At 75.6% G+C, this 20620-nt stretch carries 18 protein-coding genes and 1 tRNA gene; 13 read left to right on the top strand and 6 right to left on the bottom strand.

Going from position 1 to position 20620, the window contains the following annotated elements:
- The first annotated feature begins 29 nt into the window (after positions 1 to 29).
- Together AC0VX4_RS05255 and AC0VX4_RS05250 are read left to right on the top strand one after the other, a co-directional pair.
- Positions 30 to 1379 (top strand): 3-oxoacyl-ACP reductase, encoded by a 1350-nt coding sequence (locus AC0VX4_RS05255; protein WP_002855051.1) that lies wholly within the window; start codon positions 30 to 32, stop codon positions 1377 to 1379.
- A 2-nt stretch (positions 1380 to 1381) separates the two neighbouring features.
- Positions 1382 to 2275 (top strand): MaoC family dehydratase, encoded by an 894-nt coding sequence (locus tag AC0VX4_RS05250; RefSeq protein WP_002855052.1) that lies wholly within the window; start codon positions 1382 to 1384, stop codon positions 2273 to 2275.
- 67 nt (positions 2276 to 2342) lie between these two features.
- Here AC0VX4_RS05250 and malQ read toward each other — a convergent pair whose 3' ends face one another.
- Positions 2343 to 5852: a 4-alpha-glucanotransferase gene (gene malQ / locus AC0VX4_RS05245; RefSeq protein ID WP_036334376.1), complete on the bottom strand. Its 3510-nt coding sequence runs from the start codon at positions 5850 to 5852 to the stop codon at positions 2343 to 2345.
- Between the two features lie 84 nt (positions 5853 to 5936).
- A tRNA-Leu gene (locus AC0VX4_RS05240) sits at positions 5937 to 6020 on the bottom strand.
- Positions 6021 to 6136: 116 nt separating this feature from the next.
- Between AC0VX4_RS05240 and AC0VX4_RS05235 the strand changes: the two genes are divergently transcribed.
- Positions 6137 to 7462, top strand: coding sequence for a M20/M25/M40 family metallo-hydrolase (locus tag AC0VX4_RS05235; RefSeq protein WP_002855054.1), 1326 nt, complete (start codon positions 6137 to 6139; stop codon positions 7460 to 7462).
- Between the two features lie 52 nt (positions 7463 to 7514).
- Here AC0VX4_RS05235 and AC0VX4_RS05230 read toward each other — a convergent pair whose 3' ends face one another.
- Positions 7515 to 7754: a DUF5703 family protein gene (locus tag AC0VX4_RS05230; RefSeq protein WP_060774965.1), complete on the bottom strand. Its 240-nt coding sequence runs from the start codon at positions 7752 to 7754 to the stop codon at positions 7515 to 7517.
- A gap of 93 nt (positions 7755 to 7847) precedes the next feature.
- Between AC0VX4_RS05230 and AC0VX4_RS05225 the strand changes: the two genes are divergently transcribed.
- The 3 genes from AC0VX4_RS05225 (at position 7848) to mshC (ending at position 10302) form a co-directional block, all read left to right on the top strand.
- Entirely contained in the window at positions 7848 to 8066 is a 219-nt protein-coding gene (locus AC0VX4_RS05225) for a hypothetical protein (protein ID WP_036315190.1), read from the top strand.
- A 69-nt stretch (positions 8067 to 8135) separates the two neighbouring features.
- The gene (locus tag AC0VX4_RS05220; protein WP_002854828.1) at positions 8136 to 8969 is read left to right on the top strand and encodes an undecaprenyl-diphosphate phosphatase; all 834 of its coding nucleotides are present in this window, start codon (positions 8136 to 8138) and stop codon (positions 8967 to 8969) included.
- Positions 8970 to 9033: 64 nt separating this feature from the next.
- A complete protein-coding gene (mshC, locus tag AC0VX4_RS05215) occupies positions 9034 to 10302 on the top strand; it encodes a cysteine--1-D-myo-inosityl 2-amino-2-deoxy-alpha-D-glucopyranoside ligase (RefSeq protein WP_475464657.1) in 1269 nt (422 codons plus the stop codon).
- Between the two features lie 22 nt (positions 10303 to 10324).
- Here mshC and AC0VX4_RS05210 read toward each other — a convergent pair whose 3' ends face one another.
- Complete coding sequence (locus AC0VX4_RS05210) at positions 10325 to 11275, bottom strand: proteasome assembly chaperone family protein (protein WP_002855061.1); 951 nt, start codon at positions 11273 to 11275, stop codon at positions 10325 to 10327.
- A 91-nt stretch (positions 11276 to 11366) separates the two neighbouring features.
- On the opposite strand from AC0VX4_RS05210, the gene AC0VX4_RS05205 reads away from it, so the two are divergent.
- Genes AC0VX4_RS05205 through dop form a run of 5 tightly spaced genes read left to right on the top strand, consistent with a single transcriptional unit; the run spans position 11367 to position 17791 of the window.
- Complete coding sequence (locus AC0VX4_RS05205; RefSeq protein ID WP_002855066.1) at positions 11367 to 12107, top strand: HAD family hydrolase; 741 nt, start codon at positions 11367 to 11369, stop codon at positions 12105 to 12107.
- Positions 12104 to 13231, top strand: coding sequence for a M50 family metallopeptidase (locus tag AC0VX4_RS05200; RefSeq protein WP_002855068.1), 1128 nt, complete (start codon positions 12104 to 12106; stop codon positions 13229 to 13231). Before AC0VX4_RS05205 ends, AC0VX4_RS05200 begins: the two co-directional genes overlap by 4 nt.
- 16 nt (positions 13232 to 13247) lie before the next feature.
- Positions 13248 to 14312 (top strand): tRNA (adenine-N1)-methyltransferase, encoded by a 1065-nt coding sequence (locus tag AC0VX4_RS05195; protein WP_060774967.1) that lies wholly within the window; start codon positions 13248 to 13250, stop codon positions 14310 to 14312.
- Complete coding sequence (gene arc, locus AC0VX4_RS05190) at positions 14313 to 16067, top strand: proteasome ATPase (RefSeq protein WP_060774968.1); 1755 nt, start codon at positions 14313 to 14315, stop codon at positions 16065 to 16067. It abuts the gene before it with no gap.
- Positions 16064 to 17791: a depupylase/deamidase Dop gene (gene dop / locus AC0VX4_RS05185; protein ID WP_136940512.1), complete on the top strand. Its 1728-nt coding sequence runs from the start codon at positions 16064 to 16066 to the stop codon at positions 17789 to 17791. The genes arc and dop overlap by 4 nt, the downstream gene beginning before the upstream one ends.
- A gap of 15 nt (positions 17792 to 17806) precedes the next feature.
- Here the strand turns inward: dop and AC0VX4_RS05180 are convergent, their stop codons facing one another.
- Positions 17807 to 18400: a cyclodeaminase/cyclohydrolase family protein gene (locus AC0VX4_RS05180; protein ID WP_136940511.1), complete on the bottom strand. Its 594-nt coding sequence runs from the start codon at positions 18398 to 18400 to the stop codon at positions 17807 to 17809.
- Between the two features lie 40 nt (positions 18401 to 18440).
- Positions 18441 to 18905, bottom strand: a complete 465-nt coding sequence (locus AC0VX4_RS05175; protein WP_002855074.1) for a pyrimidine dimer DNA glycosylase/endonuclease V — start codon at positions 18903 to 18905, stop codon at positions 18441 to 18443.
- A gap of 124 nt (positions 18906 to 19029) precedes the next feature.
- On the opposite strand from AC0VX4_RS05175, the gene AC0VX4_RS05170 reads away from it, so the two are divergent.
- Together AC0VX4_RS05170 and pafA are read left to right on the top strand one after the other, a co-directional pair.
- Positions 19030 to 19221, top strand: coding sequence for a ubiquitin-like protein Pup (locus tag AC0VX4_RS05170; RefSeq protein ID WP_017488237.1), 192 nt, complete (start codon positions 19030 to 19032; stop codon positions 19219 to 19221).
- On the top strand, positions 19218 to 20612 hold the full coding sequence (gene pafA / locus AC0VX4_RS05165) for a Pup--protein ligase (protein WP_227448449.1): 1395 nt from the start codon (positions 19218 to 19220) through the stop codon (positions 20610 to 20612). Before AC0VX4_RS05170 ends, pafA begins: the two co-directional genes overlap by 4 nt.
- The last annotated feature ends 8 nt before the right edge of the window (positions 20613 to 20620 follow it).

Below are 20620 nucleotides of genomic sequence, written 5' to 3'. Positions count from 1 at the left end.
CTGACCGACCCGACCCGAGAGGACCGACCATGACCGACCGTTACGGCACCTTCGTCGCCTCGCCCCTGGGCCGCCGCCTCACCGGCGCCCTGGGCCTGCCTCAGCCCGTCGAGCTGCGCCGGCACACCCCCGGCGACCCCGTGCTGCCCGGCTCCGTGCTCGTCCTGGGCGCGACCCCCGCAGCCGAGGACGCCCGCACCCTCTTGGCCTCGTGGGGCCTCGAGGTCGCCGACGCCCCCCGTGAGGGCGCCCGCCACGCGGCGATCGTCGCGTGCTTCGACGGGGTCGCCACGCCCGCGGACCTCGGCGCGGTGGCGCTGGAGATCGGCGGCGCGCTGCGCTCGCTGGGCTCCTCCTCGCGCGTGGTGACGGTGTTCGAGGACCCCGAGGCCGCCACGGACCCGACCCTGCGCGCCGCCCGCCAGGGCGTCACGGGCCTGACCCGCTCCATCGCGCACGAGATGCGCCGCGGCGGCACGGCCAACGGCCTGGTCCTGGGCGAGGGCGTGCCGCTCACCGCCCCCGGTGCGGCCGGCGCGCTGGCGTTCCTGCTCTCCGGCCGCGCGGCGTACGTCTCCGGCCAGTTCGTGCCCGTCGCCACCGCCGACGGCGCGGTCCCCGCCGACGCCGCGCGCCCGCTGGCCGGCAAGGTCGCCGTGGTCACGGGCGCCGCCCGCGGCATCGGCGCCGCCATCGTGCGGACGCTCGCCCGCGACGGGGCCGCCGTCGTCGGCGTGGACGTCCCGGCGGCGGGCGAGGCGCTGGCCGAGGTCGTGAACGAGGTGGGCGGCACCGCGCTCGCCCTGGACATCACGGCGCCGGACGCGGGCGCTCGCATCCTCGAGCACTGCCGCACCCGGCACGGCCGGATGGACGTGGTGGTGCACAACGCCGGGATCACCCGGGACCGGATGCTGGCCAACATGGACGCCGCGCGCTGGGACTCCGTCCTCGCCGTGAACACCACGGCCCAGCTGGCCATGAACGAGGCGTTCCTCTCCGAGGACGCCCGGGACGTGGTGGGTCAGGGGCTGCGCATCGTGGGCCTGGCCTCCATCTCCGGCATCGCGGGCAACCGCGGCCAGACGAACTATGCGGCCTCGAAGGCCGGGGTCATCGGCCTGACCGCGGCGTCCGCCCCGGTCCTCGCGGCCCGCGGGGGCACGATCAACGCGGTGGCCCCGGGCTTCATCGAGACCGAGATGACCGCGAAGATCCCGCTCGCCACGCGCGAGGTGGGCCGACGGCTCAACGCGCTGCAGCAGGGCGGCCTGCCGCAGGACGTGGCCGAGACGGTGGCCTGGCTCGCCTCGGACGCCGCGGGCGGCACCAACGGGGCCACGCTGCGGGTCTGCGGCCAGTCGAAGCTGGGGGCGTGAGGATGCAGACCACGCAGCTCTCCGCCCCGCCCTCCCTCGGCCGGCTCTACGTCCGGGCCGCTGGGCGCGCCGCCACGGACGCCGTCGTCCGTCGGCGCCGTCCCCGCGATCTGCCGGACCGTCAGGTGGTCGTGACCGGCCACCGCATCCCGGCCGAGGCCGTGACCGCGTGGCGCGGGGCCGTCGGGTCTGCGGATCCGGCGGACCTGCCCTCGGTCCTGGTGCACACCCAGGTGTTCGGCGCGGCCATGGAGCTGATGGCCGACCCCGAGTTCCCGCTGCCCCTGCCCGGGCTGGTGCACCTGAGCAACACGGTCCTGCACCACCGGCCCGTCCCGGCGGAGACCGCCCTGCGCGTCACCGCGCGCGCGGTGGGTCTCGTCCCGCACCACGCGGGCACGGCCGTGGACGTCGTCGTGACCGTCGAGGGGCCCGGCGACGACGGCGGGGAGGCACTGCTGTGGGAGGGCGTCTCCCGGTACCTCGCCAAGGGCGTCCACCTCTCCGGCCTGCGTCCCGAGCGGCCCGCCCGCCTGGACTTCGTGCCGCCGACGCCGACCGCCCAGTGGCGCTTCGGGACGGGGGCCGGGCGCCGGTACGCGGGCGTCTCCGGGGACTGGAACCCGATCCACCTGACGGGCGTCTCGGCCCGACTGTTCGGCATGAAGGGCGCGATCGCCCACGGGATGTTCCTGGCCGCCCGGATGCTCGAGGGCCGGGAGCCGGCCGGCGCCGGGTTCCGCTGGCACATCGACTTCGAGGCGCCCGTCGTGCTCCCGACCACCGTGGCCGTCCGCTACGAGCCCGGGCCCGACGGCGGCACGCGCGTGTGCGGCTGGGATGCGCGGCGCCGGCGCCCGCACTTCTCCGGGGAGATCACTCCGCTCGAGTCCTGACGGCCACCGGGCCCGCGCTCCGGCCCGCCGAGACTCGCTGTCTCGGCGGGCCGGTGCGTTCGGGCGGTCAGGCGTCCAGCCCGGGCGACCGCCGCGGCACGGCCGCGACGGCCTCGAGCAGCCCGTCCGCGTAGGCCTCCCACGAGTGACCGGCGGCGTGGCGCACGGCGCCGGTCCCCAGGGCGGCCCAGGCGTCACGATCCGCCAGGATCTCGGCCAGGGCATCGGCCCACGCCTCGGGGGTGCCCGCCGTCACGTGGCGGCCGGACACGCCGTCGAGGACCGCGTAGACCAGTCCGCCGACCCGGTGCGCCAGCACGGGCGTGCCGCAGGCCTGTGCCTCGAGGGCGACCAGGCCGTAGGTCTCGGACGCGCTCGGCATCGCCACGACGTCCGCCGCCCGGAACTGGGCGGCGAGGGCGGGCGCGGGCACCGGCGCGGAGAACGTCACCAGGTCGGCGACCCCCTCCTGCGCGGCCAGGCCCGCCAGGTCCAGCTCGTCGTCCCCCGAGGCGGCCCCGTTCACGTGCAGGCGCACCCCCGGGTCGGCGCCCGCGCCACCGGCCCGCTCGCGCAGCACCCCGAGGGCGGCCACGAGCAGGTGCGGGCCCTTGTGCCGCTGCACACGACCGGCGAACAGGACGCGCAGGGCCCCGTCGTCCTCCGGTGTGCCCGGCCACTGCGCGGCGCCGTCCGGCGTGAACGTCTCGAGGTCGGCCCCGGGGGGCAGCACCCGGGTGCGGGCGCGGGGCACGTCCAGCAGCTCGCGCAGGTCGGCGACCTCGGCGGCGGAGTTGACCACGAGCAGGTCGGCCCGCTCGACGACCTCGCGCTCGGCCTCGATCCGCGCGGTCGGCTCGCGCAGCGCGGGGTCCTCGAGCATCTTCGCCGCCGCGGTGGTGTGCATGGTCTGCAGGTACGGGGCGTGCGCCGCCCGCGCCAGCGCCGCGGCGGTGGACCCGGAGAGCCAGTAGTGGCCGTGCACGAACGCGACGGGCGGGGCGTCCGCGCCACCGAGGACGGGGCCGCCCGGCACGGCGTCCGAGGCGAGCCAGTCCAGGGCCGCGCGGGTGAACTCGGCGCCGAGTCCCGCCAGCTCCTCCTTGGGCACGGGAGCGGACGGCCCGGCGGCGAGGTCCACGACCGTGACCGGCGGGGCCTGCCCGCCGGCGTCCAGCGTCCGGACCCGTGCGCCGTCCGGTCCCACCGGCTCCTCCGCCCGGGTCAGCAGGATCATCCGCACGCCCCGGCGGGCCAGGGCGACGGCGGCCTGCCGCACGTAGACGTTCATGCCGCCGGCGTCGCCGCGGCCGGGCTGGGCCAGGGGGGAGGTGTGCAGGCTGACCCCGATCCCCACCGGCACGGACGCCCGCAGTTCGGCGTCCACGGCGTCGAACAGCCGGGCCGCCGACGCCGAGTCCGCCAGGTCCTCGACGGAGACCATCCGTCCGGCGCCGTCGCCGAGCGGCACGGTCCAGTTCGGGTACTGGTCCTGGAGAGTGCCGGGCTGGTTCTGGATGCGCCGCTCGCCCACAGCGTCCACGAGCGCCACGCTGTGCAGGGCCGAGGGCGCTTGCGCGAGCAGGCGGTGCAGGGCCACGATCTGGCGTTCGCGCACCTCGGGGCCGGCGTCGGGGACGTCCACCTCCGCCTCGGCGAGCAGCCCGCGTCGGGCCGCGGCGGCGAGGAACGCGCGCACCTCCTCCGCCGACCGGCGGCGTTCCTGGGCGACGTCCACGGTGTAGAGGCCCAGCCGTTCGCGCAGGTCCACCTGGACGCCCTCGAGGTAGCCGGCCGTGGGCGGCAGGTCGTGCGTGTTCACCGCCGCCATGGCCAGCCGCCGGTAGCGCTCCGGCGGGGTGGGCTCGCCGTCCTCCTGCTCGAACCAGAGGATCGACGTGCCGAGCACGCCGGCCTCGGCCAGGCGGCGCTGCACCCACGGCTCGAACGTGCCGAGGTCCTCGCCCACCACGACGACGCCGGCCCGCTCGGCCTCGAGCGTGAGCACGGCGAGCATCGCCTCGTGGTCGTACTCGACGTACGCGCCCTGGGTGGCGCCGGCGCCCTCCGGGATCCACCACAGGCGGAACAGCCCGAGGACGTGGTCCATCCGGATGCCGCCCGCGCCGCGCAGCACGGTGCGCAGCATGTCCCGGAACGCGGCGTAGCCGGTCTCGGCCAGGCGGCGCGGATGCCAGGGGTGCTGCGACCAGTCCTGGCCCAGCTGGTTGAACAGCTCGGGCGGCGCGCCGACGGACATGGTCGGCACCAGCACGTCCCCGAGCATCCACGCGTCCGCGGTCTCGCGGGTGGCCCCCACCGCCAGGTCCACCATGACGCCCATGCGCATGCCGGCCGCCCGGGCCCGCTCCTGCACGCCGGCGAGCTGCTCGGCGGCGATCCACTGCACCCAGCGGTGCAGGTCGACGTCGGTCGCGCGTTCGGCGCGGACCCGTTCGGCCTCGACCCCGCCCGGCGCCCAGGCCGGGTCGGCGAGATCGGGGCCGGTGCCCTCGCCGTCCAGCCGCAGGACGGACCAGAGGGCGAAGTCGTCCAGGCCCGGTCCGGCCTCGGCGCGGAACCGCGCGTAGGCGGCCTCGCGTTCGGGGGAGCGGGGCACCTCGTGCACGCGGCGCAGCGCAGGCCACAGGACGGCGGCGACGGCGGCCCGGTCGATCCGGCCGGTGCGCTCCAGCTCGGCCTGGACGCGGGCGCCCGCCGACCGCAGCTCCGCCTGCTCCGTGGCGGGCAGGTCGGCGAACTCGGGGATCGAGGGCACGTGCACGACCAGCGCCGAGAGGAACCGACGGGAGACGGGGGAATAGGGGGAGTCCGCCGGGTGGGGGCCTGGCTCGACCGCGTGCAGGGGGTGCAGCAGCAGGAAGTCGGCACCGTGCCGGGCGACGATCTCGGCCAGGGACGCCATGTCCGCCGCGTCGCCGATGCCCCACGAGTCCGCCGAGGTCACCGAGTAGCCCTGCGCGGCCGCGCCCCAGCCGCGGCGCTCGAGGAAGGGACGCGGCGTGCTCAGCCGGGTCGGGGCGCAGACCAGGACCGCGGAGGCGGTGGAGCCGGAGCCGCTGGTCACCTCCAGCCGGTGCCAGCCCGGGGCGAGGTCGGCGGGGATCTGCACGTGGACGCGCTCGCGCTCGACGCCGTCGACCAGGCGGACCTCGGACACCGGCTCGCTCACGCTCACCTCGAGGGTCCGCCCGTCCTCCGTGCGCACGCGGGCCACGACCGGCTCGCCCGCGGCCACGTGGCACGGCACGGACAGGCGGTGACCGGACCGGGCGGCCACGGTGGGCGGGAGCACGTCCCGCCAGGGGGCCGTCTCCGCCTCCTCCACCGCCTCGGCCAGAGCGGCGACCCCGTCCGGTCGGACCGACACCCCGAGGGCGGCGAGCACCTTCACGAGGGCCTCGTCTGGCACGGTCTGGGCCGAGCCGTCCTGCCCGACGTACTCGGGCTGCACCCCGTGGGCTCGCGCGAGCCGATGCAGCAGTGCGGGGGCTTCCAGGGCCATCGGGTCCTCCATGCCGTCGTGCGGTTCCACCGACGGCGCCTGCCGTCGCACGGACACCACTCTAGAGGGGACGCCGGACGGGAAACACGCAGGGCCCCGGTCGTGACGACCGGGGCCCTGCTGCTCGACGAGCGGTGCGCGAGGGGGGACTTGAACCCCCACGTCCTTGCGGACACAGCGACCTCAACGCTGCGCGTCTACCAATTCCGCCACTCGCGCTCATCGGTGGAGCCCTGGGAGAGGCTCCGTCGCCCGCCGCGTTCCGGTCCTGTCCGGTCCGTCCCGCTCCGGGCAACTCGAGAAAGATAGCACGGGTTCGGGCTAGGCTCAAAACCATGGTCGAGAACATCGTGAACCCCGCCCGCTCGCGCCCCGAGAACCGCGTCGTGGAGATCTGCCGCGACCTCATCCGGATCGACACCACCAACCGCGGGGGCAACGTCTCCGTCGGCGAGCCCGAGGCCGCGGAGTACTGCGCCCGGCTCATGGCCGAGGCGGGGATGACCCCCCGCTTCTTCGAGTCGGCGCCGGGCCGGGTCTCCGTCGTCGGGCACCTGCCGGGCTGGGATCCGAAGGCGCCGGGGCTCGTCATCCATGGGCACACGGACGTGGTCCCCGCCGAGGCGGACGAGTGGAGCGTGGACCCGTTCGGCGCCGAGCTCAAGGACGGCATGATCTGGGGGCGCGGCGCCGTGGACATGAAGGGCATGGACGCCATGGTGCTCGCGGTGCTGCTGCACCTGGCCCGCACGGGCCGCCGGCCGCGGCGCCCCCTGACGGTCGCGTTCTTCGCCGACGAGGAGGCCGGCGGCGTCTACGGCGCACGCTGGGTCGTGGACCACCACCCCGAGGTGTTCGACGGGTGCACCGAGGCGATCTCCGAGGTGGGCGGCTTCTCCACCGAGGTGCACGGCTCGCGCGCCTACCTCGTGCAGACCGCGGAGAAGGGGCTCGCCTGGCTGAACCTCACCGCGGAGGGCGCCCCCGGGCACGGCTCGGCCCCGCACCCGGACAACGCGGTCACCCGGCTGGCCGGCGCCATGACCCGCATCGGCGGGCACGAGTGGCCGCTCGTGTACACCAAGACCACGCGCGCGCTGCTCGAACAGGTGGCGGAGATCATGGGCGTCGACTTCGACGAGACGGACCCGACGCCGCAGCTCGACGCCCTCGGGCAGGCCCGGTCCTGGGTGGCCGGCACCCTGCGCACCTCGTCCAACCCGACGGGGCTGACCGCCGGCTACAAGCACAACGTCATCCCGTCCTCGGCCACCGGCACCGTAGACGTCCGCCTGATCCCCGGGGAGGAGGAGTCCGCCCTCGCCACGATCGCCGAGCTCGCCGGTCCGGACGTGACCATCGAGCCCGAGCACCGGGACGTCGCCCTGGAGACCCCCTTCTCCGGGGACCTGGTGGAGCTGATGATCGCCTCGCTGCAGGCGGAGGACCCCGAGGCCCAGGTGCTGCCGTTCATGCTCGGCGGGGGCACGGACAACAAGTCCCTCTCCCGGCTGGGCATCACCGGCTACGGGTTCGCGCCCATGCGCCTGCCCGCCGACCTGGCCTTCACGTCCCTGTTCCACGGCATCGACGAGCGGGTGCCCGTGGACGCGCTCGAGTTCGGCTGCCGGGTGCTCGAGCGGATGCTGGAGCCGCGCTGATCCGGGCCGCGGGCGGCGACGACGGCCGGGGCGGCGTCGTCGCGCCCGCGCCTCAGAGGGTCTGCAGGGTCGAGGCCACGCGCATCACGCGGCGGCGCATCCAGTAGCGGCGCGCCCCGTCGCGGTAGTGCACGGAGCGCTGCAGCTCCCATTGGCCGTACTCCGCGTGCTCCAGGAGGCGCCGACGGGCGTCGGCGAGGGACTCGTGGGGGGCGACCGTCATCACCAGGTACTCCCACTTCTGTCCGCGGGAGATCGCGTCGAGGGTCGAGGACATCAGCTGTTCACGCACCCGCCCATCCTGGCAGACGGCGTCGGGTCCGGCGGCCGGTCCCGCACGGCCCACCCCTGGCCGCGCCACCGGCCACCGGGTTACCGTTCACCCATGAGCTCTGACGCCCGCATGGCCCTCGAGGCCCTCACCACCGCCCTGAACGAACACCTCGTGGCCGCGCAGAACAAGCGGGGCGAGGACGACCCCGCCGTCGAAGCCGCGTTCTTCGCCGTGGCCGACGCCTTCGAGGCCTACGAGGACGCCCTCTACGCGGACACCGAGGAGGTCACCCCGCTCGACCTCTTCGACGACGAGGACGACGACGACTGACCGTCCCGCTCGTGACGGACCGCACGGCCCCGGGTTCCCACCCGGGGCCGTGGCGTACAGTGACCCTCCGTGACGTGGATCGAAGCCATCATCCTGGGCCTGGTGCAGGGCCTCACGGAGTTCCTGCCCATCTCCTCCTCCGCCCACATCCGCATCGTGGGCGAGTTCCTGCCCTCCGGGGCCGACCCGGGGGCGGCCTTCACGGCCATCACGCAGCTCGGCACGGAGCTGGCGGTCCTCATCTACTTCTGGCGGGACATCACCCGCATCATCGGGCGGTGGTGCGCCGCGGTGACGGGGCGGATCCCGCACTCGGATCCCGATGCGCGCATGGGCTGGCTGATCATCGTGGGCTCGATCCCGATCGCGGTCCTGGGTCTGCTGCTGCAGGACTGGATCGACACGGAGTTCCGGTCGCTGTGGATCACGGCGACCATGCTCATCGTGTTCGGCGTTCTGCTCGCCCTGGCGGACCGGCTCGGCCGTCAGACCACGCCGCTCGAGAAGCTCACCGTGCGGGACGGCGTGCTCTACGGGCTGGCCCAGGCCCTCGCGCTGGTCCCGGGCGTCTCGCGCTCCGGCGGCACCATCGCGGCCGGCCTGGCCATGGGATACACCCGGCCCGCCGCCGCCCGCTACGCGTTCCTGCTGGCGGTGCCCGCCGTGTTCGCCTCCGGCCTGTACAAGCTGTACACCTCGCTCACCGATCCCGGCACGCAGGGCCCGTATGGCATGGGGGAGACGCTGGTCGCGACCGGGATCGCCTTCGTGGTGGGCTACGCGGTCATCGCCTGGCTCATGCGCTTCATCAGCACCCACTCGTTCCTGCCGTTCGTCTGGTACCGCATCCTCCTGGGCGGCGTGCTGTTCGCCCTGCTGGGCGCGGGCGTCATCAGCGCCTGAGCCCGCTCCCGCCGCCGGGCAGGACGGCCCGGCCCCGCCGAACCACCCCGATGTGAGGAGTCCCGTGAAGTCCTGGAGTACCCCCGCCCCGCCCACCGTGCCGAGCCGCCCCGACCGGCTGCGGCTGCATGACACCGCCACGGGACGGACCCGGCATCCGGGCAACGACGCCCAGCGCGCCTCGCTGTACGTCTGCGGGATCACCCCGTACGACGCGACGCACCTCGGCCACGCGAGCACCTACGTGGCCTTCGACCTGCTGCACCGCTACTGGCGCGCGGCCGGTCTCGAGGTCGCCTACGTCCAGAACGTGACCGACGTGGACGACCCCCTGCTCGAGCGGGCCGAGGCGACCGGCGTCGACTGGCGCGCGCTCGCCGAGGAGCAGACCGACCTGTTCCGAGCGGACATGGCCGCCCTCGAGGTGCTCGCCCCGGGCCACTACGTCGGCGCGACCGAGGCGGTGGGCCTGGTGGTGGACGCCGTCGAGACGATGCTGGCGGCGGGCCGGGCCTACCGCGTGCCGGGCGGCGACGGCGAGCCCGACGGGGACGTCTACTTCGACGTCCGCGCGGCCCAGTCCGCGACCGACTGGCGCCTCGGGCAGGTCTCCGCGATGGGCCTGGGCGAGATGGCCGCGGTGTTCCCGGAGCGGGGAGGCGATCCCGACCGCCCCGGCAAGCGCGACCCGCTGGACCCGCTGCTGTGGCGCGTGCACCGCGAGGGGGAGCCTGCCTGGGACGGCCGGTCGCTCGGCTCCGGCCGGCCCGGCTGGCACATCGAGTGCTCCGTGATCTCCCGGGCCCACCTGCCTGCGCCGTTCACGGTGCAGGGCGGCGGCTCCGACCTGCGGTTCCCGCACCACGAGTTCTCCGCCGCGCACGCCACCGCCGTCGACGGCCTGCCGCTCGCGCACACCTACGCGCACACCGGCATGGTGGCCCTGGACGGCGAGAAGATGTCCAAGTCCCTCGGCAACCTCGAACTCGTCTCCCGCCTGCGGGCGCGGGGCGTCGAGCCGGTGGCCGTCCGCGCGGCGATCCTCGCGCACCACTACCGGTCGGACTGGGAGTGGTCCGAGCAGGTGCTGGCCGACGCCCAGGCGCGGGTGGCCCGCTGGCGCGCCGCCCTGGACGGACCGCATGCCGCCGCCGGCGTTGCCGTGCTGGACGCCGTGCACGCGGCGCTCTCCGACGACCTCGACGCCCCCCGCGCGCTGGAGGCCCTCGACGCATGGGCGGCCGGCACCCTGCCGGGCCTGGTCGAGGCCGCCGCCGACCCGGTGCCGGTGATCGACGTCGTGGCGGCGCTGCTGGGTCTGCGCCTGCGCTGACCCCGCAGGGCGCGGCCGGGCGTCAGCGTCCGCCGCGCCCGCGCAGGTAGCGCTCGAACTCCCGCGCGATCGACTCGCCCGAAGCCTCCGGCAGCTGCTGGGTGTCCTGGGCCTCCTCGAGCTGCCGGACGTAGGCGGCGACGTCGGGGTCCTCGGCGGCCAGCTCGTCCACGCCGCGCTGCCAGGCCCTCGCGTCGTCCTCGAGCCCGCGCGTGGACACGCTCACGTGCAGCAGGTCCTCGACCGCCTCGACCAGCCCGAGCAGCGTCTTGGGGGAGGGCGCCTGCGCCACGTAGTGGGGCACCGTCCCCCACAGCGAGAGGCTCGGCAGGCCGCGGCGCGCGGCCTCGTCCGCAATGACGCCGATGATCCCGGTGGGCCCCTCGTAGACCGGACGGTCCGCACCGACGGCCACCCGGACGTCCACGAGCGGCGAGGTCGGGCGGGCGCGCAGGGGCCGGGTGTGGGGCACGTCCGCCAGCAGCGCGCCCAGCGTCACGACGGCGTCCACGTCGCGCGCGTCGGCCGCCGTGAACAGCTCCTCGAGGAACGCGCGCCACCGCACGTTCGGCTCCACGCCGACGGCGATGAGCACGCGCACCCCGTCCGGCGGGGCGGCCTCGCCCGCGACGGGCCGGCCCTCCCGATCCAGGAACGCCTCGTGCAGGGCGACCGCAGGCCAGTCCAGCGTCCCCAGCCCGTCGGCGTCGCGCCGGACCAGCGGCCGGGTGACCTGGTAGTCGTAGAACTCGCCGTCGCACACCCGTCCCGCGTCCGCGGCGTCCCACTGCTCCCGCAGCGCGCCCAGGGCCCCGGTCGCGGCCTCCCCGGCGTCGTTCCAGCCCTCGAAGGCCAGCAGCAGGACCGTGGGGGCCCGCCGCCCGGCCTCGAGCGCGTCCACGGTCGCCGTCAGGTGGGTCCGCAGCGGGCCCAGGGCGTCGTCCGGCTGGTCCTCGGAGGTAGCGTCGGTCATGGCGGCCAGCCTAGACACGGCCCGACGACGGGGTCACGGCCCGCGACCCGCCCGGCACACCCCGGCGGCGGCGCTCGATAGGATGCACTCCATGTCCCGCCACCCCGCGCCCGCCCCGGACGACCGTGCCCGCCGCCTGCCGCGCGCCGTCCTGTGGGACATGGACGGCACCCTCGTGGACACCGAGCCCCTGTGGAACGCCGTCCAGCGCCGGCTGGTGATCGAGCACGGCGGCACCTGGTCGGACGACCTGGCCGCCTCCCTCGTGGGACGCCCCCTGGACGAGGGAGCGCGCCGCCTGCAGGAGGCCGGGCTGGACCTGCCCGTGCAGCGGATCATCGACCTGACGATGGACGAGGTCGTCCAGGGGGTCGTCAACGGGGTGCCGTGGCGGCCGGGCGCCCGAGAGCTGCTCGTCGCGCTCGCCGAGGCCGGCGTGCCGGGCGCCCTCGTGACGATGTCCCACGCCCCGCTGGCCCGCGCGCTGGCCGAGCGGGCGCCGGCGGGCACGCTGGACGTCGTCGTCTCGGGGGACATGGTCTCCCGAGGCAAGCCCGACCCGGAGGCGTACCGGCTGGGCCTGCGGCTGCTGGCCGAGCGGACACCGGGGCTGACGGCCGTCGACTGCGTGGCGGTCGAGGACTCCCCGGTGGGCGTCGGCGCGGCCGTGGCCGCGGGCCTGCCCACGGTCGGCGTGCCCAGCGTGCTGCCGCTGCCGGCGGGGCTCGCGACCGTCGAGTGGACGACGCTCGCCGGCCGCACACCGGCCGACCTCGCCGCGGTCCGTCGGATCGCCGCCGCGCGTGGGCCCGGGGCGGACGGGGCCGGATGAGCGGGCCCGCCTCCGTCCGGCTGGGCACGATCGCCGGCGCACCGGTGCGCCTGTCCTGGTCCTGGCTCCTGATCGCCGCGGTCATCACCCTCGCGTTCGGCCCGCAGATCCAGCGCGCGCTGCCCTCACTCGGCGGCGGCGCCTACGCCGTGGCCCTGGGGTACGCCGTGCTCCTGGCCCTGTCCGTCCTGGCCCACGAGGCCGCCCACGCCCTCACCGGCTGCGCCTTCGGCCAGCGCACCGAGGAGATCGCGCTCACCCTGTGGGGCGGGCACACCCAGTTCCGCAGCCCGTCCGCCCGACCGCTGGACACGGTGCTCACCGCGATGGCCGGCCCCACCGCGAACCTCGTGCTCGCGGGCCTCGCCCACCTGGCGGCCCGCGCCGTGGCCGGCCCGTCCGTCCCCGCCCTGCTGCTCGAGGTCACGGTGTGGGCCAATCTCCTCCTGGCCGCGTTCAACGCGCTGCCGGGCACCCCGCTCGACGGCGGCCGCATGGTCGAGTCCGCCGTCTGGGCCGCCACCGGCTCCCGGGCCCGCGGCGTCGAGGCGGCCGGCTGGGCCGGTCGCGTCGTCGCGGTGGGCGTCCTCGCGGCGGTGCTCGGCCCCCCGATCCTCGCGGGCCGCGCGCCGGACCTGTTCGTCGTCGTCCTGGCGGCCTGGGTCGCCCTCACCCTGTGGCGGGGCGCGGACGACGCCGTGCGCCACGGGCGCTGGAGCCGCCGGCTGGAGACCCTGCGGCTCGAGCAGGTCGAGACGCCCGCCGTCGCCCTGCCTGAGCACCTCGGCGTCGCGGAGGCCCTGGCCCAGGCGGACGACGGCCGCCGCGCCGTCGTGGCCGTGGACGGGGCCGGTCGGCCCCGCGGCGTGCTGGACCTAACGGCCGCGGTGGCCCTCACCCCGGCGCGCCGCACGACCACCCCCCTGGCCGCGGTCGCGGTCGCGCTGGCCCCGGAGGCCGTCCTCGTCCGCGATGACGTCCCCGCCTCCGGTCCCGACCTGGCCGCCCGCCTGGCCGACCCCCAGACCCCCGTGTGGGTACTGACCGACGCGCACGGCCTCGTGCGCTCCGTGGTGCCCCGCGAGACGATCCTCGCCGCCGTCGACGCGACGCGGCGTCCCTGAACCGAAGGAGCCCCCCATGACCGAACCCACCGGCGTGAGCGCGCGCCGCGGCCCCCTGCGGGCCGGCCAGCGCGTGCAGATCAAGGACGCGAAGGGCCGTCTCAACACGATCACCCTGCTGCCCGGCGGGGAGTTCCACAGCTACCAGGGCGTGCTGCGGCACGACGACCTGATCGGCGGCTTCGAGGGCGTCGTGGTCGAGAACTCGGCCGGCCAGCCGTACCAGGTGCTGCGCCCCCTGCTGAACGACTTCGTCCTGTCCATGCCCCGCGGCGCCACGGTGGTCTACCCGAAGGACGCGGCGCAGATCGTGCAGCAGGCGGACATCTTCCCGGGCGCCGTCGTGGTCGAGGCCGGCGTGGGCTCCGGTGCCCTGTCCATGTCCCTGCTGCGCGCCGTGGGCGACCACGGTCGCCTGCACTCCTACGAGCGTCGCCCGGAGTTCGCGGACGTCGCCCGGGCCAACGTGGAGGCCTTCTTCGGCGCCGAGCACCCCGCCTGGTCGGTGCACCTCGGCGACGCGCAGGAGGAGATGCTCACGGTCCACGAGCCGGGCTCCGTGGACCGGGTGGTCCTGGACATGCTGGCCCCGTGGGAGTGCCTCGATGCCGTCGCCGAGGTCCTGGCCCCCGGCGGTGTGTGGCTGAACTACGTGGCCACCGCCACCCAGCTCTCCCGCGTGGCCGAGGCCATCCGGGACTCGGGCCGCTTCACGCAGGTCGAGGCCAACGAGACCCTCGTGCGCGGCTGGCACCTGGACGGGCTCGCCGTGCGCCCCGACCACCGCATGGTCGCGCACACCGGCTTCCTCCTCACGGCCCGCCGCCTCGCCTCGGGCGAGGAGGCGCTGCGTCTGAAGAAGCGCTCCAAGGTCTCCGAGTTCAAGGCCGAGGACGTCGAGGCCTGGCAGCCGGCCGACGAGGCCCGGTGGACGCCCGAGGCCCTCGGCGAACGGCCGATCACGGACAAGAAGGCGCGCAAGGCGGCGAAGGAGGCCCGCCTCATGGCCGCGCGGTCACGCGCCGCCGAGCAGGGCGTGGACGCGTACGGTGGGAGGACCCCGACCGGGGAGCAGGACTGAGTGGACGGAGCACCGGTGGACCACCACGCGCAATCAGGCACGGAGCACGCCGAGCAGCGCCTCGCCGAGGCGCGGGAGCTGCTGCGGCAATCCCAGGCCGAGGCCGAACGGCTGCGGCACCAGCTGCAGTCCGCCCAGCGGCACGCCGCCGGTCTGAGCGAACGCCGTCGGGCCGCCGAGGCCCAGACGCAGACGGCCGCCCGCAACAACCGGCGCATGGTCGAGCTGCTCGAGGCCACGCGCGCCGAGATCACCACGCTCAAGGAGAACCTGGACGCCGTCACGCATCCGCCGTTCACCTTCGCCACCCTCGAGGCCGTCCACGCCCCGCGCGAGCCCGAGGAGGGCGTGGAGACCGGCGCCGTGGTGCGCGGGGGAGCGGACGTCGTGCAGAACGGCCGGCGGCTGCGCGTGACGGTCTCCCCGCTGCTCGACGCCGGCCGCCTCACCCCCGGCGCCCAGGTGTTGCTGGACGAGTCCAGCTCGATCGTCGGCGTCGCCCCGGGCACGGGGTCGGGTCAGCTGCTGCGCGTCAAGGAGGCGCTGCCCGACGGCGGCCTCGTCCTGGCCGGCACGGCGGACGAGGAGCGCATGGTGCGGCGCGCGCCCGCGCTGGAGGGCGTCGACCTGCGCCACGGGGACGCCGTCACCGTGGACGCCCGCGTCGAATGGGCGCTGCGGCGGGTCGAGCTGTCCGAGGTGGACGAGGTGCTGCTGGAAGAGGTCCCGGACGTCACATTCGAGGACATCGGCGGCCTCGGCCCGCAGATCGACCGGATCCGCGAGGCCGTCGAGATCCCGTTCCTGCACCCCGAGGTCTACCGCGAGCACGGCCTGCGCGCCCCCAAGGGGATCATGCTGTACGGCCCGCCCGGCACCGGCAAGACCATGCTCGCCAAGGCCGTGGCCAACGCCCTCTCGGCCCGCAGCGCGGACGGCGAGCGCTCGTTCTTCCTCAACGTCAAGGGACCCGAGCTGCTGAACAAGTACGTGGGCGAGACCGAGCGGCAGATCCGCGTCATCTTCGACCGGGCCCGCGAGAAGGCCGACGCCGGCTTCCCCGTGGTCATCTTCTTCGACGAGATGGAGTCGCTGTTCCGCACGCGCGGCTCCGGCGTCTCCTCGGACGTGGAGACCACGATCGTCCCGCAGCTGCTCACCGAGATCGACGGCGTCGAGGCCCTCGAGAACGTGATCGTCATCGGCGCCTCCAACCGCGAGGACATGATCGACCCCGCCGTGCTCCGCCCCGGCCGGCTCGACGTGAAGATCCGCGTGGACCGTCCCGACGCCGCCGGCGCCGCCGAGATCATGGCCAAGCACCTCACCGCGGACGTGCCCCTGCACGCCGACGACGTCGCGGCGGCCGGCTCCGCGGACGCGGCCCGCGCGACGCTCATCGCCCGAACGGTGGCCGCCCTCTACGACCGCGGCGCGGACACCGCGCTGGCGGAGCTGACGGACGTGTCCGGCACGACCCACGCCCTGCACCTGGCCGACCTCGTCTCGGGCGCCGTGGTGGCCGACGTCGTGGACCGGGCCAAGCGGCACGCGGTCCGCGACTACCTCGCCGCCGGCCAGGCCCCGGCCGCGCTCGGCGTCCGCGAGGGCCACCTGCGCGAGGCCGTGGCCGCGGTGCTGGAGGACCAGACGGACCTGCTGGCCACGGTCGCGCCCGCCGAGTGGGCGCGCACCTCCGGCTGGCGCGGTCCTCGGCTGCGCTCGCTGCGCATGGTCCGGGGGGTCGAGGCATGAGCGCGTTCGGCCGCGGGACCGCGGACGGCTTCGCCCGGGCCGCCGCCGTCGACGTCGGCCCGACCCCCGCCTTCGAGGGCCAGCGTCGGCTGTTCCACGGCGCGGCCGTGCCCCCGAACGGGCGGGACGCCGCCGGCTGGGGCGTGCACCGGGTGATGGGCACGGAGACCGAGTTCGGCATCCACGCGCCGGCCAACCCGGGGGCGCACCACAGCGTGCTCTCGGTCGAGCTCGTGAACGCGTACGCGGACCTGGTCACCCGCTCCGGCTCGGCGGTGGCCGGCACGGAGTGGGACTACACGGGGGAGTCGCCGCTCGTGGACGCGCGGGGCTGGCGGCTGCCGCGTTCGGCGGCGCACCCCTCGCAGCTGACCGACGAGGCGCTCGTGGGCCCGGACGGGGAGCCCGTGCACCTGCTGCTGTCCACCGTGCTGGCCAACGGCGCGCGCTGGTACGTGGACCACGCCCACCCGGAGTACTCGTCGCCGGAGACGACCACCCCGCGGGACGCCATGGTCTGGGACGCCGCCGGGGACCTGGTCGCGCAGGCGGCGGCCGAGCACATCGGCCAGGCCGAGGGCGCCCCGGAGGTGCTGGTCTACAAGAACAACGTGGACGGCAAGGGCCGGTCCTACGGCGCGCACGAGAACTACCTCGTGGCCCGGTCCCTCGACTTCGAGGAGCTCACCGCCGTCCTGCTGCCGTTCTTCGCGGCACGGCAGGTGCTCGTGGGCGCGGGCCGCGTGGGACTCGGCCCGGCGGGGGAGCGGCCGGGCTTCCAGCTGTCCCAGCGGGCCGACTACTTCGAGGAGCCCGTGGGGCTGGAGACCACGATCCACCGGCCGATCGTCAACACGCGGGACGAGCCGCACGCCCGTCCCGAGGCCTACCGCCGACTCCACGTGATCATCGGTGACGCGACGCTGAGCCAGCACGCCACGTGGCTGCGGATGGGCATGACCGCGCTCGTCCTCGCGATGGCCGAGGCTGGGACGGCGCCCCGGCTCACCCTGGACGACCCGGTGGCCGCGCTGCAGACGATCAGCCACGACCCGGGCCTGCGGGCCACGGTGCCGCTGCTCGAACACACCGCGGACGGCCCCGTGCGCCGGCACTGGACCGGGTTGCAGATCCTGCGCTCCTACCTGGACGCGGCCCGCGCCCACTGCGCCGCCTTCGGGGTGACGGATCCGCAGACGCACGAGGTGCTGGAGGCCTGGGCCATCGACCTCGACGACGCCACCGCGGATCCCCTGTCCCTGAGCGACCGCGCCGACTGGGCGGCCAAGCTGCGCGTCCTCGAGGGCCTGCGAGCCCGCGCGGGTGCGGACTGGACCGACCCCCGCCTCGCGATGGTGGACCTGCAGTACGCCGACCTGCGCCCGGCCCGCTCCCTGCACCGCCGGCTCGTGGCCGCCGACGCGCTCCGGACGCTCGCCGACGAGGCGGAGATCCGTGCCGCCGTCGCCACGCCGCCGCGGGCCACCCGTGCGTGGACCCGCGGCAACCTCGTGGGCCGCCACGGTGACCGCGTGGCCGGCGCCGCGTGGGAGACGCTGCTGCTGCGCGGGGCGGGGGAGCGGGTGCACCGGCTGCACCTGGCCGAGCCGCTGGTCGGCGCCGCCGTGGACCTGCCCGGCTGGTGGGAGGACGCCGCCACGCCCCGGCCCGACGACGAGGCGCTCGTGGCCACGCTGCCGCCGCTGTTCGGCGCGCGGGCCTGAGGTGCGGGCGGGCGCTCAGCCCGTGACTGCCGCGCGCACGCGGCCCAGCAGGGCGTCCGCCCGCGCGACGAGACGGTCCGCCCGGTCGACGTCGGTGCGCAGGATGCCCTCCAGGCCCTCGTCGCGGAGGGGGCCCAGGTTGGTCTCGAGGGTGACCGCGGCGGCGGTGAGGCCGCCCCGGATGCAGCCGAGCGCCGCACCGACGTCGGAGAGCACGTTCGGGTTCGCCGCATCCAGCACACGCTCGGCCACGTCCAGTGCACGCTCGGCGGCGTCGACGATCCCGCGGGGTGGCCGGACGGCCTCGGCCAGGGCGGCCTGGATCGCGGCCGAGCGCCGGGACCGGGCCTCCGGGGTGTCGCGGGGCAGCCCGAACGCCTCGGCCACGGCGCCGAAGCCCCGCTCGTCGCCGTCGGCGAGGCCGAGGCACGCCGCGATCAGGCCCTCCGATGCCCGGGCGTCCTCCTCGGCCGCGCTGAACCGGGCCGCCATGGCCAGCAGTCCGGCGCCCTCGGCCACCGCCAGCGCGCCAGTCGCGCCGCCGCCGGGGGTGGGCTCGCCGGAGGCGAGGCGCCCCAGATAGCTCTCGATGCTCTCGTCGCGGATCATGCCCCCACGGTGCCAGACCGGGCCCGACCGCGGCCCGCCCTCAGGCGCGCTCCCAGGAGGCGACCGGCCCCGGGACGATCGTGAACAGCGGGTGCACGTCGGGGACGGGCGTGTCCGACCACCGTTCGAGCCAGGCGGGGCTGCGCGCGGCCAGCTTGGCGCACAGGTGACGCCACTCCAGGTCGCGCTGGCCCGTGGTGGCCGGGATCGGTGCGAGACCGGCGGGCGGGATGCGCACCGCGCCGTCGAGGACGGGGCACGGCCGGTCGATCCGGGAGTGGTCGAAGCGATAGCCGCGCGCCGTGGCCTCGGCCTCGATGCCGGAGAGGAACGCGCCGACGGCACCGGACGGGTCCGGGTGCTCCCGGAACCTCAGCAGCTGCGGGTGGTCCCGATACCCCCGCGTGCGGCCCGCCAGGACGGCCTGGGCGAGCAGGGCTTCGCGCCAGGCGCCCGTCAGGCCCTGACGGTCGAGGTGGCGGGGATGAAGGGTCCACAGGCGCATGCCCCCATCCTGCCAGCGTGGGGCAACCCGGGGACGTGGGGCTGAAACGTGGCCCGCGCGTGGGGCAGGATGGGTGGACGCGGACGGAGCACACCGACCCGCGTCGACGTACGAGGAGGCCACCATGTCCCAGGAGCAGATCCGCCCACGCCCGTCCGGCGGCGACGACGAGACCGGCGCCGCGGCGGGCCAGGCGCACGTGAAGCCCGCGGCCCAGGACCAGGGCCTGGACAGCCTGCTGGACGAGATCGACTCGGTGCTCGAGTCCAATGCCGAGGAGTTCGTCAAGGGCTTCGTCCAGAAGGGCGGCCAGTGACCGACGCGGACCGCGCCCGCCGGATCTTCGGGCTGGAGACGGAGTACGGCGTCCAGCACTGGAACCCGGAGGGGCGCCCGCTCAGTCCCGAAGAGGTCGTCCGCTACCTCTTCCGGCCCGTCGTCGAGTGGGGGCGGTCCTCGAACGTGTTCGTGACCAACGGCTCGCGGCTCTATCTCGACGTCGGCTCCCACCCCGAGTACGCGACCGCCGAGTGCTCGACACTCGACGAGCTCATCGCCTCGGACGGGGCGGGGGACCTGCTGCTGCACGACCTCGTGGTCCAGGCCGAGGAGCGCATGGCCATGGACGGGGTCGGCGGCCGGATCCACCTCTACCGCAACAACGCCGACTCCTCGGGCAGTTCCTACGGCTCCCACGAGAACTACCTGCTGCGCCGGCGCACCGAGTACCGGCGGCTCACCGAGGCGCTCGTCCCGTTCCTCGTCTCCCGGCAGATCCTCGTGGGCGCGGGCCGCGTCGTCCCCGCCGGCACGTGGCCCGAGGGCGAGGGCCCGGCCCACTTCGCGTTCTCCCAGCGCGCCGACTTCGTGCAGGACGGCGTGTCCTCCTCCACCACGCGGTCCCGGCCGATCATCAACACGCGGGACGAACCGCACGCGGACGCCTCCGAGTACCGGCGCCTCCACGTGATCGTGGGGGACACGAACCTCTCCGAGCACACCCACCTGCTGCGCTTCGGCGCCACCGACCTGCTGCTGCGGATGATCGAGGCGGGCTTCCCGCTCGGGGACCGGGTCGTCGCCAGCCCCACCCGCGCGGTCCGGCAGATCTCCCACGACCTCACCGGCACGGCCCGCATCGCGCTCCGGGAAGGGGAGGCCTCCGCGCTCGAGCTGCAGGAGCACTACCTCGAACGGGCCCGCACCTTCGTCGCCGCGGAGGGCGCCCACCACGACCGGGTGGGGGAGATCATCACCCTGTGGGGCGAGGTGCTCGACGCCGTCCGCACCGGTGACCGGTCCCGCATCGAGGATCGCATCGACTGGGCGATCAAGCTGCGCCTGCTGGAGGACTACCGGGCCCGCCACGACCTGGGCTGGGAGGCGCCCCGCCTCGCCCAGCTGGACCTGGCCTTCCACGACATCGACCCCGACCGGGGGCTGTTCCGCCTGCTGCTCCGGCGCGGCGCCGTCGCCCGCCTGCTGCCCGAGGACGCCGCCCGGTCCGCCCTCGAGACCGCCCCGCCCACCACCCGGGCCCGCGTGAGGGCGGACTTCGTGGCCCGCGCCCGGGAGCGCGGCCTGGACTACGCCGTCGACTGGACGACCCTGAAGCTCACGGACCATCCGCTGCACGCGATCGTGACGAAGGACCCGTTCGACACGTCGTCGGCCGCCGTCGACCGGCTGTTCGAGCGGATCCCCTGACAGCGCGC

The organism is Micrococcus sp. 63XJN7_8_ISO-PGPR-S23-253 (assembly GCF_056173425.1).
This window is presented reverse-complemented; position numbering and strand designations above follow the sequence as displayed.

Coding starts and splice junctions, on each gene's coding strand:
- AC0VX4_RS05255 (WP_002855051.1), top strand. CDS start 30: ATGACCGACCGTTACGGCACCTTCGTCGCCTCGCCCCTGGGCCGCCGC.
- AC0VX4_RS05250 (WP_002855052.1), top strand. CDS start 1,382: ATGCAGACCACGCAGCTCTCCGCCCCGCCCTCCCTCGGCCGGCTCTAC.
- AC0VX4_RS05235 (WP_002855054.1), top strand. CDS start 6,137: ATGGTCGAGAACATCGTGAACCCCGCCCGCTCGCGCCCCGAGAACCGC.
- AC0VX4_RS05225 (WP_036315190.1), top strand. CDS start 7,848: ATGAGCTCTGACGCCCGCATGGCCCTCGAGGCCCTCACCACCGCCCTG.
- AC0VX4_RS05210 (WP_002855061.1), bottom strand. CDS start 11,275: ATGACCGACGCTACCTCCGAGGACCAGCCGGACGACGCCCTGGGCCCG.
- AC0VX4_RS05205 (WP_002855066.1), top strand. CDS start 11,367: ATGTCCCGCCACCCCGCGCCCGCCCCGGACGACCGTGCCCGCCGCCTG.
- AC0VX4_RS05200 (WP_002855068.1), top strand. CDS start 12,104: ATGAGCGGGCCCGCCTCCGTCCGGCTGGGCACGATCGCCGGCGCACCG.
- AC0VX4_RS05195 (WP_060774967.1), top strand. CDS start 13,248: ATGACCGAACCCACCGGCGTGAGCGCGCGCCGCGGCCCCCTGCGGGCC.
- dop (WP_136940512.1), top strand. CDS start 16,064: ATGAGCGCGTTCGGCCGCGGGACCGCGGACGGCTTCGCCCGGGCCGCC.
- AC0VX4_RS05180 (WP_136940511.1), bottom strand. CDS start 18,400: ATGATCCGCGACGAGAGCATCGAGAGCTATCTGGGGCGCCTCGCCTCC.
- AC0VX4_RS05175 (WP_002855074.1), bottom strand. CDS start 18,905: ATGCGCCTGTGGACCCTTCATCCCCGCCACCTCGACCGTCAGGGCCTG.
- AC0VX4_RS05170 (WP_017488237.1), top strand. CDS start 19,030: ATGTCCCAGGAGCAGATCCGCCCACGCCCGTCCGGCGGCGACGACGAG.